This is a genomic window from Mesoflavibacter sp., assembly GCF_964226795.1.
GTDB classification, from domain to species: Bacteria; Bacteroidota; Bacteroidia; order Flavobacteriales; family Flavobacteriaceae; genus Mesoflavibacter; species Mesoflavibacter zeaxanthinifaciens.
The window spans coordinates 59,410-73,341 of record NZ_CAXQQP010000004.1; the positions used below are offsets into that span (position 1 = coordinate 59,410).

Here is a 13,932-nt window from a genome sequence, read left to right on the forward strand (position 1 = left end):
TACATTGTAAGCGCCTTTTTTATTTAAAAATATTTAATCAATTTTGATTTGCTTTTTCTTTTATATCGCGCAAAGATTTTAGTTGGAAAATAAAGCACTATACTTAATAATATACTAAATATCCATATTTGATATAAGTGGTCAAATCCAAAATAGTCGCCTTTATTTTCTCCAAATAGATTAACAAAAACAGTATAAATTAATAATAACACATAAAGATGAAGGATATAAAAAAACATAGGAGCAGAGCCTAAAACTTTTATTGCGTTAGTTAATTTATTTTCAAACTTTTCAAAAACGATAAGTAGTAAAAAACCAATCCCTAATCCAAATAGCAAAAAGTCTAAAGATGGCGGGTATTTTGTATAGTTTAAAAATGATTTTAAACTATCAATTGAGTTGCTGTAGTTTATCCAAGGTAGCGTTTCGCCATATATATTAAATTCTCTTAAAATTAAAAGTAGAAATAAACAACTTGCGCCTAAAATGGTTAAAGATTTTAATCTGATTTTACTAGATGTTTTACTACTATATAAACTACCTAAGCTGTAACCTAAAGCAATAACACCAATCCATGGTAATACAGGATAAGATATTTTTATGTTAAACCAATCTGAAGTAAATAAGTAGCCTCTATCGTGTAAAATGGTCCAAGGAATGTAACCTGCATCTGTATTTTCAAAACTTATTGGAGTTAATAAATTGTGCCCAAATATAATTAATAAACCTATAACTAAAATTAATCGAATTGGTAGTTTTACTAAAACAGATAAACAAATCATACTTAATCCAATTGCCCAAATAACTTGTAGATATAGGTTATTGTAATTACCAAACCATGAAAAGTTAACTAAGGTTAATTCTATTAAGATTAAAAATAAACCACGTTTAAATAAAAAACCACTTGGAGAACGTTTAGGTTTATTATTCGGATTTGCATAAAGCCAAGCAGAAAGACCTGTAAGAAACACAAAAATAGGAGCACATAAATGCGCCGATAATCTTGTGAAAAACAAACCAGAAGATGTAGTTTCTATAGTTAAAGGATCACTTACTTGCATGTGCAAAAAAAAGCGTTCTCTAACGTGATCTACAAGCATCAATAACATTACAAAACCTCTTAAAATGTCTATAGAGGAAATTCTTTTTTTAACGGGAGAATTTACAGTCATTATATTTTAAAATAAGGACGGCAAAATAGAAAGCGATTGCTTATATAATGTGAAGTTTATCTTAATTTTTTTATGATTATCATAAAAAAAATCTACATAAAAATAAATTTAATAGAAGCAATAAGTCCAATAAAAGCAATAAAAGCTATTAAAATCCAAAGTACACCACGATAATGTATTTTATGAAGTTTTAGATCTTTACGATACATAAAAACCATCACAATTATAAAAGCGATAGCGAATAAAACTCCAAAAATGATTTGCCCTTTACTAAACATAATTTATTTTTAAGCAAAATTACTAAAACCAATATCTCCAAACAAAAAGAATACAAAGTATTATGCAAGATAAAATAGACGCAGTAAAAGCCTTTCATACAGCTTTTAAAATAGGACATAGAGAAACACCAAAAGCTGACCTAGGAACAGATAAAAACCTGTTGCGTTACAAGTTAATGCGTGAAGAAAATGAAGAATATCTTGAAGCAGCAAACAATAATGATTTAGTTGAAGTTGCAGACGCTTTAGGCGATATGCTTTACATTTTATGTGGCACCATTATAGAACACGGTTTACAACATAAAATAGAAGAAGTTTTTGAAGAAATACAACGCAGTAATATGTCTAAATTAGGTGAAGATGGAGAGCCAATTTACCGCGAAGACGGGAAAGTCTTAAAAGGACCAAACTATTTTAAACCAAACATTAAAGAGATTTTAGAGAAAAGTTAAAAAGCTTGAAATTTGAAGCATGAAGAATGGAACTATAAAAAAAAAGCAACCAATTTTGGTTGCTTTTTTTTATAGTTTATATGTAAACTCTGTACAGCGTACTATCTACTGCATACTAAACCTGTACTCTCCATCCAAAAGGATCTTCAGCTTTATTGGTTTGTATATCTACGATACGTTTTTTAATACGCATAGCATAAGAGTTTTCTAATTCTGGTAGTTCAAAATCTTCATCCCTAAATCCAAATCCAGAAATAGGCGAAATTACAGCAGCTGTACCAGCTCCAAACATTTCTTTAAGATCACCATTTTTAGCAGCTTCAACAATTTCGCTAACTTTTACTTTTCTAACTTCTGTTTTAATTCCTTCGTCTTCAGCAATTTTTAAAACACTTTTTCTAGTCACACCATCCAAAATACGGTCACTAGTTGGAGATGTTAATAAGGTGTCATTTATTCTTACAAAAACATTCATGGCACCAGCTTCTTCAATATATTCATGAGAGGTGTCGTCTGTCCAAATCACTTGCTGATACCCTTTGTCTTTTGCTAATTGTGTAGGATAAAATTGTCCTGCGTAATTACCACCAGCTTTAGCATAACCAACACCACCATTTGCCGAACGTGAGTATTTTTCTTCAATTAAAACCTTTACTTTACCAGCAAAATAAGCTCCAGAAGGTGCTAATGCAATTATAAATTTATATTGGTTTGCAGGAGACGCATGAAAACCTTCACCTGTAGCAAAAACAAATGGTCTTATATATAAAGAGCTACCTTCTTTTTCTGGTATCCAATCTTTTTCTACTTCTAAAAGTGCTTTTAAGCCTTCCATAAAAAAGTCTTCTGGTAACTCAGGAATAGCAAGACGCTTTGCAGATTTATTTAAACGTTTTACGTTTTCCATAGGTCTAAATAAAAACACTTTGCCGTCTTTGTCTTTGTAGGCTTTCATACCTTCAAAAATAGACTGTCCGTAATGAAAAATCTTTGCAGAAGGCATTAAAGATATAGGCCCATAAGGCTCAATAATTGGTTTTTGCCAAATACCGTCTTTAAAGTCGCAAGTTAACATATGGTCAGAAAAAACCTGTCCAAAAGCTAAGTTTTCAAAATCGGTTTGATCTAATTTAGAATTTTCTGTTCTAAATACTTTAATATCGTTTTTATTTATAGAATTCATAAATAGGCTTGGTTTTAGGCAGCAAAAATACAGAAATAAGCTTTAAAAACAGTAATTTCGACCTAAAATACTATCTTTGAGGTATAAATAACTAAAACAAAAAACATGAAAAAATATTTTTTAATGATGGCTGTTGCTGTTTCTTTTCTAGCTTGTAAAAACGAAGCAAAGCAAGAATCAAATACTACAGAAGTAGAAACAGAAACTGTAGATGTAAACTATAAATCTTTTGGAAAAGAAATTATGGCAGACGATGCTATTGCAGCCAATTCGATGTTAAATCATTACAAAGATTTAAAAGTTGGAGACAGTATAAATACAAAAGTTAAATTAAAAGTAAACGAAGTTTGCCAGGCTAAAGGATGTTGGATGACAGCAGATTTAGGAGATGGTAACGAAGTAAGAGTTACTTTTAAAGATTATGGATTTTTTATGCCAAAAAATATTTCTGGTGAAGAGGTAATTGTAAACGGTCAAGCGTTTGTTAAAGAAATGCCTGTAGAAGAATTACGTCATTATGCAGAAGACGCAGGTAAGACAAAAGAAGAAATAGAAGCTATTACAGAGCCAAAACGTACTTATGCGTTAGTTGCAGATGGTGTTTTATTAGTAGAAAAATAAACATGAAATCTATATTTTACCTTTTAATAGTCTTTATTTTATTTGCTTGTCACGATAAAAAAGACCAAGCACAAACTACTGAAAAAGCTGAGAAAGTTTACGATATGTACACGCCTTCTGAGATGGCAAATCTTATGAACGAAATGTATACCTATAACGAACAGCTAAAAAAAGATATCATAGACGGTAAAATACCTACAGAATTTCCAGAGAAGTTTTTAAACATTCATACCGCGCAATTATCAGATTTTAAAAGCCGAAATGAAACGTTTAAAAGCTTCTCTAATTTATACATTCAGGCAGAAAAAGAAGTTTTTAATCCAAACTCTAAAGTACCAATAGAAACACGTTTTAATACTGCAATTGGTATTTGTATATCGTGTCATACTACCGAATGTACAGGACCAATACCACGTATAAAAAAGTTGATAATTAAATAATTATCATGGCTATAAGTCCTAAAATCGAAATTACTAAAGATGGTTCTAATACTTTATTGCATCCCAAATTTAACACACATTATCACTCGATTTTTGGAGCAATAGAAGAGTCTGATCATGTCTTTATTGATGCAGGTTTAAAATTTATAAAAACTAACCTACAAAACGATACATGTCGCATTTTAGAAGTAGGGTTTGGTAGTGGTTTAAATGCATTTAATACATTAATTTCTTCAGAAGAATTAGCATTAAACATAGATTATGTTGGAGTAGAACAATACCCAATATCTATAGAAATAGTATCTCAATTAAATTTTCCTAAAGCATTTAAAAGAGAAGATTTGCAGTCTACTTTTTATAAAATGCATGATACAGAATGGGAGAAGTCTGTGAAAATTTCAAAAAATTTCACTTTAGAAAAACGTCAACAAGATATTTTCAACTTTAAAGATGAAAACTATTATGATCTAATTTTTTATGACGCTTTTGGTCCTGGATCACAACCAGAATTATGGACAGCTCCAATTTTTGAAATTCTTTTTAAATCATTAAAAGATAAAGGTGTTTTAGTTACTTATTGCGCGCAAGGAGCAGCAAGACGTGCTATGCAAAGTGTTGGTTTTACTGTGCAACGATGTCCTGGTCCACCAAATAAAAGACACATGTTACGAGCAATAAAATAAGTTTTTATTTACTGTTAAATCCTACTTAAAGCCCGTTTTTACCTGCTAATAATTGGTTATTTTTGTATAAAATTGAAATGAAAATGCGTGTATTAATAACAGGAGCAACAGGATTAATAGGAACGGAAATTGTTAAATTATGTCACGATAAAAATATAGCAGTTAACTTCTTAACCACCAGCCAATCTAAACTTAGTAAAGACAATAATTATAAAGGATTTTTATGGAATCCTTCTAAAAATGAAATTGATACAGATTGTATTAAAGATGTTGATGTTATAATAAATCTAGTTGGAGCGACTATCTCTAAGCGTTGGACAGAGACTTATAAAAAGGAAATTATTTTAAGTCGTACCCAATCTACACAATTACTATTTAATACATTACAGAATAATTCACATCATATCAAACAAATTATATCAGCAAGTGCAATAGGTATATATCCAGATTCTTTAACCAATTATTATACTGAAGATGAAACTAGTATTAGTCATTCGTTTTTAGGACAAGTTGTAGAAAAATGGGAACATGCAGTAGATGCTTTTAAAGAGATAGGTGTCGAGGTTTCTAAGATAAGAATAGGTTTAGTGTTATCACAAAAAGGAGGTGCACTACCAGAAATGATAAAACCATTTAAGTTTGGTTTAGGAGCAGCTTTAGGTTCTGGTAAACAGTGGCAATCGTGGATACATATTGAGGATTTAGCCAGTCTATTTATTCATGTTTTAGAAGAAGAGTTAACCGGTACTTACAATGCAGTAGCCCCAAACCCAGAAACTAACCAAACATTAAGTAAGCTAATTGCAAAAACATTAAACAGACCATTTTTTCTACCTAATGTGCCTAAAGGTATTTTAAAAATGATATTAGGAGAAATGCATATTTTACTATTTGAAAGTCAAAGAGTAAGTTCTAAAAAAATAGAAGCTACAGGATTTAATTTTAAATATTACAAACTTAAAAGTGCTCTAACTGCAGAGTTAAAATAAAAAAAGCCACAACATTTGTTGTGGCAATTTCACTTATAAAATAGTTTCAACTAAAAACTAAGCTTTATCAGCTTTTACTTTAACTTGTAATACTACATCGTCTTTAATTAAGTAGTCTCCTAATTTAGCAGCATCCATTACTTTTCCAGAATTGTACTCAATTCCCCATTCTGTTCTGTCAATCGTAAATTTATCACTAGTAATGTTTAATTCATCACCATTAACAGAGATATTAGCAGGGAAAGTTACGTTTTTTGTAATACCTTTCATTGTTAAGTTACCGCTAATATTGTTTCCTTCTACATTAGTAATTTCAAAGGTTGCAGTATCATGTTTTTCAACATCAAAAAAGTCAGCATTTTTTAAGTGACCAGTTAATTTTGCATGATTTTCATCGTCTGCAGGTATGTCTGTTGGGTTAATTGTGTTAATATCAAAAACAAAATTACCGCCAACTAATTTGTCGCCTTCTAATTTTGCAACACCTTCAGATACGTTAATAGTACCTTCGTGTCCACCAACAACTTTGTTTGCTCTCCACATAATCATAGAGCTTTCTGGTACCGCTTTATAATTTGCAGAAGCAACAACTTCTTTTACTTCTTTAGCATCAGAAGTTTCAGCTTTATTTTCATTTTTACAACTTACAACTGCTAAACCTATAGCAGCAAAAGTAAATAGGTTAAATACTAATTTTTTCATGGTTTATCTTGTTTATTTTTATTTGATATGCAAATATATAAAAAATATTCCATGGAAGATAATTAAATAATTGTTAAAAAAAATTTGTGACATTTTGACATTTTATTATTAATGGCAGTACTTTTGCCAACTATTGTAAAGTATTTTAAAGCAAGTACAACATGAGCAAAAACAATAAAGAAGAAAAGCATATAGATGATGAAGCTATAAAAGCTTCACAACAAGCAGAAACTGATACAGCAACAGAACAAACAACAGAAGAAGTTACTGTAGAAGAGCAGTTAAAAGAGCAAGTACAGCAGGAAAAAGACAAATATTTACGTCTTTTTGCAGAGTTTGAAAACTATAAAAAACGTACTTCTAGAGAGCGTATAGAATTATTTCAAACTGCTAGTAAAGATGTAATGGTTGCAATGCTTCCTGTTTTAGATGATTTTGAACGCGCTTTGTTACATATAGAAGAAGACAAAGAGGCAGAAGAGTTAAGAAAAGGTGTCTTATTAATTTATAACAAATTAATACAAACACTTCAGCAAAAAGGTTTAGCCAAAATAGAAGTAGAGAAAGGCGATAAATTTGATCCAGATCATCATGAAGCTGTTACACAAATACCAGCACCAACAGATGATCTAAAAGGAAAAATTGTTGACGTTATAGAAAAAGGCTACAAATTAGGAGAAACTGTAATACGTTTCCCAAAAGTAGTTATTGGTCAGTAAAAATATAAAACGCTAAAAGCAAACAGCTAAAAGCAAAATAGAATATGGCAAAAAGAGATTATTACGAAATATTAGGTATAGATAAATCTGCATCACAAGCCGAAATAAAAAAGGCTTATCGTAAGCAGGCAATAAAATACCATCCAGATAAAAACCCTGATAATGCAGAAGCAGAAGCTAAATTTAAAGAAGCAGCCGAAGCTTATGAAGTGCTAAGTGACGAGAATAAAAAAGCGCGTTATGATCAATTTGGTCATCAAGCTTTTGAAGGCGCTGGTGGTTTTGGCGGTGGCGGCATGAATATGGACGACATCTTTAGCCAATTTGGAGATATTTTTGGCGGTGCATTTGGCGGCGGCGGATTCTCTGGTTTTGGTGGTGGCTTTGGTGGCGGACAACGTCGTGTTAAAGGAAGTAACCTTCGTGTAAGATTAAAGCTTACCTTAGAAGAAATAGCTAATGGTGTAGAGAAAAAAATAAAAGTAAAACGTAAAGTTCAAGCACCAGGAACCACCTATAAAACTTGTACAACATGTAACGGTACAGGACAAGTAACAAGAGTTACTAATACCATTTTAGGACGTATGCAAACATCCGCGCCGTGTAATACTTGCGGTGGCGCAGGACAGATTATAGATAAAAAACCAAACGATGCAGATGCACAAGGGTTAATCATAAAAGAAGAAACTATACCAGTTAATATTCCTGCAGGAGTTGTAGATGGTATGCAACTTAAAGTGTCAGGAAAAGGTAACGAAGCGCCAGGTAATGGTGTTTCTGGTGATTTATTAGTAGCAATAGAAGAGCTAGAACATGACAATCTACAACGTGAAGGAGATAACTTACATTACGATTTATATGTAAGTCTACCAGATGCTATATTAGGTACATCTAAAGAAATTGATACCGTAACAGGTAAAGTAAGAATTAAAATAGAAGCAGGTGTACAATCTGGTAAAATTTTACGCTTACGCGGAAAAGGTATACCAAGTATAAACGGTTACGGTAAAGGAGATTTATTAGTACACGTAAATGTTTGGACACCAAAAACTTTAAGTAAATCTCAAAAAGAATTTTTTGAAAGCATGAGAGAAGATGACCATTTTACTCCAAAACCAGAAAGAGGAGATAAGTCATTTTTCGAGAAAGTAAAAGATATGTTTTCCTAAATAACACATAAACAAAACATAAAAGTCTGCTAAAAGCAGACTTTTTGTTTAACTATTTATGTCAATTTATATCTGTTTTAATAAAAAATAGTATATTTGATTTATCGTTGGATTAAACCAACGGTAATTTTTCTTTTTCATAGCAATTTTTTCCCATCCTTTATCTTTTTAAAGGGTGGGTTTTGTTTTTTATGCCTTATCTAATATGTTGTTTAAGCTTTTAAGTTAAAAATACACTAATCAGCAGTGTTACTTTTTTAACATTTTCTATATTTACATTTGTGTGTAAAGCACAAACTAATCAATTTTAAACAACAATATGAGTAACTTATTAGAAGTCCAATCGGTTTCTAAAAAATTTGGAGATTTTACGGCATTAAATAATGTGTCTATAGCTGTACCTAAAGGAAGTATTTTTGGATTACTTGGTCCAAACGGAGCAGGAAAAACTACATTAATTAGAATAGTTAACCAAATTACAATGCCAGATACTGGACAAGTTTTTTTAGATGGCGAAACCTTAAAAAATCACCATATAAAAGATATTGGTTACTTACCTGAAGAGCGTGGTTTATATAAGTCTATGAAAGTTGGTGAGCAAGCATTATACCTTGCGCAGTTAAAAGGAATGGATAAATCTGAAGCCAAAAAGCGTCTTAAAATGTGGTTTGAAAGGTTAGAAATAGGTGATTGGTGGAACAAAAAAATCCAAGAGTTATCTAAAGGTATGGCGCAAAAAATTCAGTTTGTTGTTACTGTATTACATGAGCCAAAACTATTGATTTTTGACGAGCCATTTTCAGGATTTGACCCAATAAATGCCAACTTAATAAAAGATGAAATTTTAAGGTTAAGAGAAGAAGGTGCTACGGTAATATTCTCTACACATCGTATGGAATCTGTAGAAGAATTATGTGATCATATAGCTTTGTTAAACAAATCGAACAAGATTTTGGATGGTAATTTAATGGATGTAAAACGTCAATACAAAACCAATACTTTTGAAATTGGTATAAATCCAAAACAAGACAATTTAGAACAAGAGTTAGCACAAAAATTTAGCATCACACCAGCAAGTTTTAAAACATTAGGAAACGATTTAAAACTAAATATCAAGCTTTCAGAACACGAAACAGCTAACGATTTACTAAACTATTTAACCACCAAGGGACAAGTTTCTCATTTTGTAGAAATAATCCCAAGTGCAAACGACATTTTTATTCAAACGGTTAAGAATAACTAATTATGAACCATCTTCCACTTATCATAAAGAGAGAATATTTAAATAAAGTTAAAAACAAAGCGTTTTTAATTATGACTATTTTAAGTCCGCTAATTTTTATAGCACTTATAGCAGTTGTTGCGTATTTATCGCAGTTAAATAATGACTCACAAAGACAAATTTCAGTATTGGATGAATCTGGTTATTTAACTGGAGTTTTTAAAGACTCTGAAAGTATAAAATATAATATCTTAACAGATAAAAATCTTGAAAATGCAAAGCAAATTGTAAAAGAAGCAGATAATTACGGTTTACTTCATATTAAAAAGATGAATAGTCTATCTGAAGCTAAAAATAGTGTCGAGTTTTATTCTGAAGAAACACCATCGTTATCATTAATTTCAGATTTAGAAAAACTTATTGAAATCGAATTAACTCATAAAAATCTTGCCGAAAAAAATATAGACACAAAACTAATTGATGATTCAAAAATTAATATTGATATAACTCAGGAAAACTTTTCAGGAGAGAAAACTTCAAAATTTGATAGTGTTGTTAAATTAGCATTTGGTGGTGCAGCAGGATATTTGCTTTTTATGTTTATTATTATTTATGGTAATATGATTATGCGTAGTGTTATTGAAGAAAAAACTAGCCGAATTATAGAGGTTATCATTTCGTCAGTAAAACCAATACAATTAATGCTAGGTAAGATTATAGGTACCTCTTTAGCCGGAATTACACAGTTTGTAATTTGGTTAATTTTAGGAGGTGTTTTAATGGTTGTTGTTACAGCTATATTTGGTATTGATATGACACAAATCCAATCACCACAGCAACAAATGATGCAGCAAGCAATGACCGATCCAGATGCAGCAGAAAAAGCACAAATTATATTTTCGGCATTTTTTAATTTACCTTTAGCCAACTTGATTATAGCTTTTTTACTGTTCTTTATTAGTGGTTATTTGCTATATAGTTCTTTATATGCAGCAATTGGAGCAGCAGTAGATAACGAGACAGATACACAACAATTTATGTTGCCAATACTAATGCCATTAATTTTGGCTGTTTATGTTGGTATGTTTACAGTGATAGAAGATCCTCACGGTACAGTAAGTACTGTTTTTTCATTTATACCATTTACATCTCCTGTAGTTATGTTAATGCGTATTCCTTTTGGTGTACCGTTATGGCAACAAATAGTATCTTTATTATTATTAGTAGGTACCTTTTTACTTACAGTTTGGTTTGCTGCAAAAATATATAGAGTAGGTATTTTGATGTATGGTAAAAAACCTAGCTATAAAGAACTAATTAAATGGATTAAATACTAATGCAAGGTAAAGTAGAAGAAAAAATAGAACAAATTGAAGACGTTATTGTAGAAAGCTCTATGTGGGAAAAACTTAATGAGTTTTTAAACCTACATGTAGATTTTACTGAAGAAATCTCTGTATCTATAAAAGATTTATTAGTCATCAGTTTTGTTATTTTTATCACTACAGTAGTACTAAGAATAGTATTTAAGATATTAACAAAACGCTTACCCGAACATGATAAAGGAAAATTTTCGGTAGTTTATGGGTATTTTAGATGGCTTATTTATGTCATTATATTATTAATAACGTTAAATGCAATTGGTGTAAACGTTACCGCTGTTTTTGCTGCATCTGCCGCACTTTTAATAGGTATTGGTTTAGCGTTGCAAACTTTTTTTCAGGATATAATTTCTGGTGTTTTTATTTTGATAGACCAATCTGCACATGTTGGTGATATTATTGAAATTGACGGTAAAGTTGGTCGTGTTGAAGAAGTTAAATTACGTACCACAAGAGCTGTAACTATTGACAATAAAGTGTTAATTATACCTAATCATTTATACTTAACTAATAGTTTATATAATTGGACGCAAAACGGAACTACAACAAGAGAAAGCGTATCTGTTGGCGTTGCTTATGGAAGTGATGTAGAATTAGTAAAAAAACTCTTACTTCAGGCAGCAAAAGAGCATCCTAAAGTATTAAAATTTCCTCCTCCATTAGTTTTATTTACAGATTTTGCAGACAGCTCACTTAATTTTAAACTAGTCTTTACACTTAACGATAGCTTTACAGCTGCAATACCGCAAAGCGAAATTAGATTTAAAATCAATAAATTATTTAAAGATAACAATATAAGTATTCCTTTCCCTCAAAGAGATGTTCATATTATAAAAGATTCACATGAAGAAAACCCATATTAAAATATTATTAACCTTATTGCTATTTAGCTTTTGTTTTTCGGCATCAGCACAATTAACAGATTTAGCACGGTTAGAGTATTCTTTTATTCCTAATGGAAAATCTGAAGATCAATACACGCGTCTTAGAGCGTTGCTAAACTTTCCTGTTAAAACTAAAGAAGATTCATATTTAATTTTTGGAGGAGAATACAACAGAATTATCTTAAATCTAGAAGATAACTATCCCTTTGATACAGAACCTTTAAAGACCTTAAATGTAATAGATCTAAACATAGGCTACACGTTTAAATGGAACGAAAATTGGCGTGTAGGTGCTAAAATAACACCAAGAATAGCTTCTACACTAACCCAAAAAATAACATCAGACGATTTGTTTTTAAACGGAGGAGTATACGCCATAAAGGATAGAAGAGATGCCGATATTAAAAGACCATATAGATTAATTTTAGGATTAACCTATAATACTACAGCAGGTATGCCTTTTCCATTACCATTTGTAAATTATTTTAGACAAGTAAACGAAAATTGGTCTTTAAGTTTAGGTGTTCCAAAATCTAATGCTACTTATTATTTTAACGATAAACATTCTTTAGAAGCTTTTGTAGGTTTAGATGGTTATTTTGCGCATTTGCAAAGACCAACTAGTGTTTTAGGGAAGCAAGTAGATAACATTTCATTATCAGTAGCTGTACTTGGTCTAGGCTACGATTATAATTTTACAGATCATTTAGTTTTATACACCTATGCAGGTTGCACATTTATGATGAATAATGTATTAAGAGACAAAGATCGTAACGACGTATTTACATTAAACCAAACCAATACCTTTTATTTAAGAACCGGATTAAAATTTAAAATATAATGTCAAAAATATTAGTAATAGAAGATGAAGCTGCAATTAGAAGAGTTTTAGTAAAAATACTTTCTGAAGAAAACAGTAAATATCAAGTTGAAGAAGCCGAAGACGGATTAGCCGGTATAGAAAAAATAAAAAAAGAAGATTACGATTTAATACTTTGCGATATCAAAATGCCAAAAATGGATGGTGTTGAGGTTTTAGAAGCAGTAAAAAAAATAAAACCAGAAATACCAATGGTAATGATTTCTGGTCACGGAGATTTAGATACCGCAGTAAATACAATGCGTTTAGGTGCGTTTGACTATATCTCAAAACCGCCAGACTTAAACCGATTACTAAATACTGTTCGTAATGCGTTAGACCGAAAAGAATTAGTTATAGAAAACAAAATTCTTAAAAAGAAAGTCAGCAAAAAATACGAAATGATTGGAGAAAGCGACGCCATATCTCAAATCAAAGAGATAATAGATAAAGTAGCACCAACAGATGCAAGAGTTTTAATTACAGGACCAAACGGAACAGGAAAAGAGCTTGTAGCACATTGGTTACATCAAAAAAGCCAACGTAGTAAAGGACCAATGATAGAGGTTAACTGTGCTGCAATACCTTCAGAATTAATAGAAAGCGAATTATTTGGACACGTAAAAGGCGCTTTTACAAGTGCGAATAAAGACCGTGCAGGAAAATTTGAAGCAGCAAACGGCGGAACTATTTTTTTAGATGAAATAGGCGATATGTCTCTTTCTGCTCAAGCAAAAGTATTACGCGCATTGCAAGAAAGTCGTATACAACGTGTAGGTAGCGATAAGGATATAAAAGTAGATGTACGTGTTGTAGCAGCAACTAATAAAGATTTAAAAAAAGAAATTGAAGACGGTAAGTTTCGTGAGGATTTATATCACAGGTTAGCAGTAATTTTAGTTAAAGTTCCTGCTTTAAATGAAAGAAGAGAAGACATACCTTTGCTTATTAGTCATTTTTCTAAAAAAATAGCAGAAGAACAAGGTACAGCACAAAAATCATTTTCAGAAAAGGCGATTAAGTTACTTCAAGAATATGATTGGACTGGGAATATACGAGAGCTAAGAAATGTCGTAGAACGTTTACTTATTTTAGGAGAAAAAGAAGTTAGCGAAAAAGATGTGAAGTTATTTGCTAGTAAATAAAACTAAAAAACTCAATAAATATTATTGAGTTT

The 13,932-nt window shown here is 30.9% G+C and carries 16 protein-coding genes; 12 read left to right on the forward strand and 4 right to left on the reverse strand.

All coding sequences use genetic code 11. The features are described from left to right. Positions 1-23: 23 nt before the first annotated feature. Together ACEQT4_RS01710 and ACEQT4_RS01715 are read right to left on the reverse strand one after the other, a co-directional pair. On the reverse strand, positions 24-1,172 hold the full coding sequence (locus ACEQT4_RS01710; RefSeq protein ID WP_370225714.1) for a DUF1624 domain-containing protein: 1,149 nt from the start codon (positions 1,170-1,172) through the stop codon (positions 24-26). A gap of 92 nt (positions 1,173-1,264) precedes the next feature. Then, positions 1,265-1,450, reverse strand: a complete 186-nt coding sequence (locus tag ACEQT4_RS01715) for a hypothetical protein (protein WP_370225715.1) — start codon at positions 1,448-1,450, stop codon at positions 1,265-1,267. A 62-nt stretch (positions 1,451-1,512) separates the two neighbouring features. On the opposite strand from ACEQT4_RS01715, the gene ACEQT4_RS01720 reads away from it, so the two are divergent. Further along, entirely contained in the window at positions 1,513-1,902 is a 390-nt protein-coding gene (locus ACEQT4_RS01720; RefSeq protein ID WP_027880758.1) for a nucleoside triphosphate pyrophosphohydrolase family protein, read from the forward strand. Positions 1,903-2,017: 115 nt separating this feature from the next. On the opposite strand, the gene ACEQT4_RS01725 is transcribed toward ACEQT4_RS01720, so the two are convergent. After that, on the reverse strand, positions 2,018-3,085 hold the full coding sequence (locus tag ACEQT4_RS01725; RefSeq protein WP_370225717.1) for a branched-chain amino acid aminotransferase: 1,068 nt from the start codon (positions 3,083-3,085) through the stop codon (positions 2,018-2,020). 105 nt (positions 3,086-3,190) lie between these two features. On the opposite strand from ACEQT4_RS01725, the gene ACEQT4_RS01730 reads away from it, so the two are divergent. From ACEQT4_RS01730 to ACEQT4_RS01745, 4 genes are all read left to right on the forward strand, one after another. Next, positions 3,191-3,706: a DUF4920 domain-containing protein gene (locus ACEQT4_RS01730; RefSeq protein WP_027880760.1), complete on the forward strand. Its 516-nt coding sequence runs from the start codon at positions 3,191-3,193 to the stop codon at positions 3,704-3,706. Between the two features lie 2 nt (positions 3,707-3,708). Then, complete coding sequence (locus tag ACEQT4_RS01735; protein ID WP_027880761.1) at positions 3,709-4,146, forward strand: hypothetical protein; 438 nt, start codon at positions 3,709-3,711, stop codon at positions 4,144-4,146. Positions 4,147-4,151: 5 nt separating this feature from the next. After that, on the forward strand, positions 4,152-4,829 hold the full coding sequence (gene mnmD / locus ACEQT4_RS01740; protein ID WP_370225718.1) for a tRNA (5-methylaminomethyl-2-thiouridine)(34)-methyltransferase MnmD: 678 nt from the start codon (positions 4,152-4,154) through the stop codon (positions 4,827-4,829). 83 nt (positions 4,830-4,912) lie between these two features. After that, positions 4,913-5,818: a TIGR01777 family oxidoreductase gene (locus ACEQT4_RS01745; RefSeq protein WP_370225719.1), complete on the forward strand. Its 906-nt coding sequence runs from the start codon at positions 4,913-4,915 to the stop codon at positions 5,816-5,818. Positions 5,819-5,875: 57 nt separating this feature from the next. On the opposite strand, the gene ACEQT4_RS01750 is transcribed toward ACEQT4_RS01745, so the two are convergent. Next, positions 5,876-6,520, reverse strand: a complete 645-nt coding sequence (locus tag ACEQT4_RS01750) for a YceI family protein (RefSeq protein ID WP_027880764.1) — start codon at positions 6,518-6,520, stop codon at positions 5,876-5,878. Positions 6,521-6,681: 161 nt separating this feature from the next. On the opposite strand from ACEQT4_RS01750, the gene ACEQT4_RS01755 reads away from it, so the two are divergent. From ACEQT4_RS01755 to ACEQT4_RS01785, 7 genes are all read left to right on the forward strand, one after another. Then, positions 6,682-7,239, forward strand: coding sequence for a nucleotide exchange factor GrpE (locus tag ACEQT4_RS01755; RefSeq protein WP_304143110.1), 558 nt, complete (start codon positions 6,682-6,684; stop codon positions 7,237-7,239). Between the two features lie 44 nt (positions 7,240-7,283). Beyond that, positions 7,284-8,408, forward strand: coding sequence for a molecular chaperone DnaJ (gene dnaJ, locus ACEQT4_RS01760; protein WP_027880766.1), 1,125 nt, complete (start codon positions 7,284-7,286; stop codon positions 8,406-8,408). 319 nt (positions 8,409-8,727) lie between these two features. Next, positions 8,728-9,651 (forward strand): ABC transporter ATP-binding protein, encoded by a 924-nt coding sequence (locus ACEQT4_RS01765; protein ID WP_370225721.1) that lies wholly within the window; start codon positions 8,728-8,730, stop codon positions 9,649-9,651. Positions 9,652-9,653: 2 nt separating this feature from the next. Next, positions 9,654-10,967: an ABC transporter permease gene (locus tag ACEQT4_RS01770; RefSeq protein WP_370225722.1), complete on the forward strand. Its 1,314-nt coding sequence runs from the start codon at positions 9,654-9,656 to the stop codon at positions 10,965-10,967. Beyond that, positions 10,967-11,875, forward strand: a complete 909-nt coding sequence (locus ACEQT4_RS01775) for a mechanosensitive ion channel family protein (RefSeq protein ID WP_370225723.1) — start codon at positions 10,967-10,969, stop codon at positions 11,873-11,875. Before ACEQT4_RS01770 ends, ACEQT4_RS01775 begins: the two co-directional genes overlap by 1 nt. Further along, entirely contained in the window at positions 11,856-12,737 is an 882-nt protein-coding gene (locus tag ACEQT4_RS01780) for a DUF6268 family outer membrane beta-barrel protein (RefSeq protein WP_370225724.1), read from the forward strand. Before ACEQT4_RS01775 ends, ACEQT4_RS01780 begins: the two co-directional genes overlap by 20 nt. Beyond that, positions 12,737-13,900 (forward strand): sigma-54 dependent transcriptional regulator, encoded by a 1,164-nt coding sequence (locus tag ACEQT4_RS01785; protein WP_027880771.1) that lies wholly within the window; start codon positions 12,737-12,739, stop codon positions 13,898-13,900. Before ACEQT4_RS01780 ends, ACEQT4_RS01785 begins: the two co-directional genes overlap by 1 nt. Positions 13,901-13,932: the final 32 nt, after the last annotated feature.

Coding starts and splice junctions, on each gene's coding strand:
- ACEQT4_RS01775 (WP_370225723.1), top strand. CDS start 10,967: ATGCAAGGTAAAGTAGAAGAAAAAATAGAACAAATTGAAGACGTTATT.
- ACEQT4_RS01745 (WP_370225719.1), top strand. CDS start 4,913: ATGCGTGTATTAATAACAGGAGCAACAGGATTAATAGGAACGGAAATT.
- ACEQT4_RS01755 (WP_304143110.1), top strand. CDS start 6,682: ATGAGCAAAAACAATAAAGAAGAAAAGCATATAGATGATGAAGCTATA.
- dnaJ (WP_027880766.1), top strand. CDS start 7,284: ATGGCAAAAAGAGATTATTACGAAATATTAGGTATAGATAAATCTGCA.
- ACEQT4_RS01780 (WP_370225724.1), top strand. CDS start 11,856: ATGAAGAAAACCCATATTAAAATATTATTAACCTTATTGCTATTTAGC.
- ACEQT4_RS01750 (WP_027880764.1), bottom strand. CDS start 6,520: ATGAAAAAATTAGTATTTAACCTATTTACTTTTGCTGCTATAGGTTTA.
- ACEQT4_RS01710 (WP_370225714.1), bottom strand. CDS start 1,172: ATGACTGTAAATTCTCCCGTTAAAAAAAGAATTTCCTCTATAGACATT.
- ACEQT4_RS01770 (WP_370225722.1), top strand. CDS start 9,654: ATGAACCATCTTCCACTTATCATAAAGAGAGAATATTTAAATAAAGTT.
- ACEQT4_RS01785 (WP_027880771.1), top strand. CDS start 12,737: ATGTCAAAAATATTAGTAATAGAAGATGAAGCTGCAATTAGAAGAGTT.
- ACEQT4_RS01765 (WP_370225721.1), top strand. CDS start 8,728: ATGAGTAACTTATTAGAAGTCCAATCGGTTTCTAAAAAATTTGGAGAT.
- ACEQT4_RS01720 (WP_027880758.1), top strand. CDS start 1,513: ATGCAAGATAAAATAGACGCAGTAAAAGCCTTTCATACAGCTTTTAAA.
- ACEQT4_RS01730 (WP_027880760.1), top strand. CDS start 3,191: ATGAAAAAATATTTTTTAATGATGGCTGTTGCTGTTTCTTTTCTAGCT.
- ACEQT4_RS01725 (WP_370225717.1), bottom strand. CDS start 3,085: ATGAATTCTATAAATAAAAACGATATTAAAGTATTTAGAACAGAAAAT.
- ACEQT4_RS01735 (WP_027880761.1), top strand. CDS start 3,709: ATGAAATCTATATTTTACCTTTTAATAGTCTTTATTTTATTTGCTTGT.
- mnmD (WP_370225718.1), top strand. CDS start 4,152: ATGGCTATAAGTCCTAAAATCGAAATTACTAAAGATGGTTCTAATACT.
- ACEQT4_RS01715 (WP_370225715.1), bottom strand. CDS start 1,450: ATGTTTAGTAAAGGGCAAATCATTTTTGGAGTTTTATTCGCTATCGCT.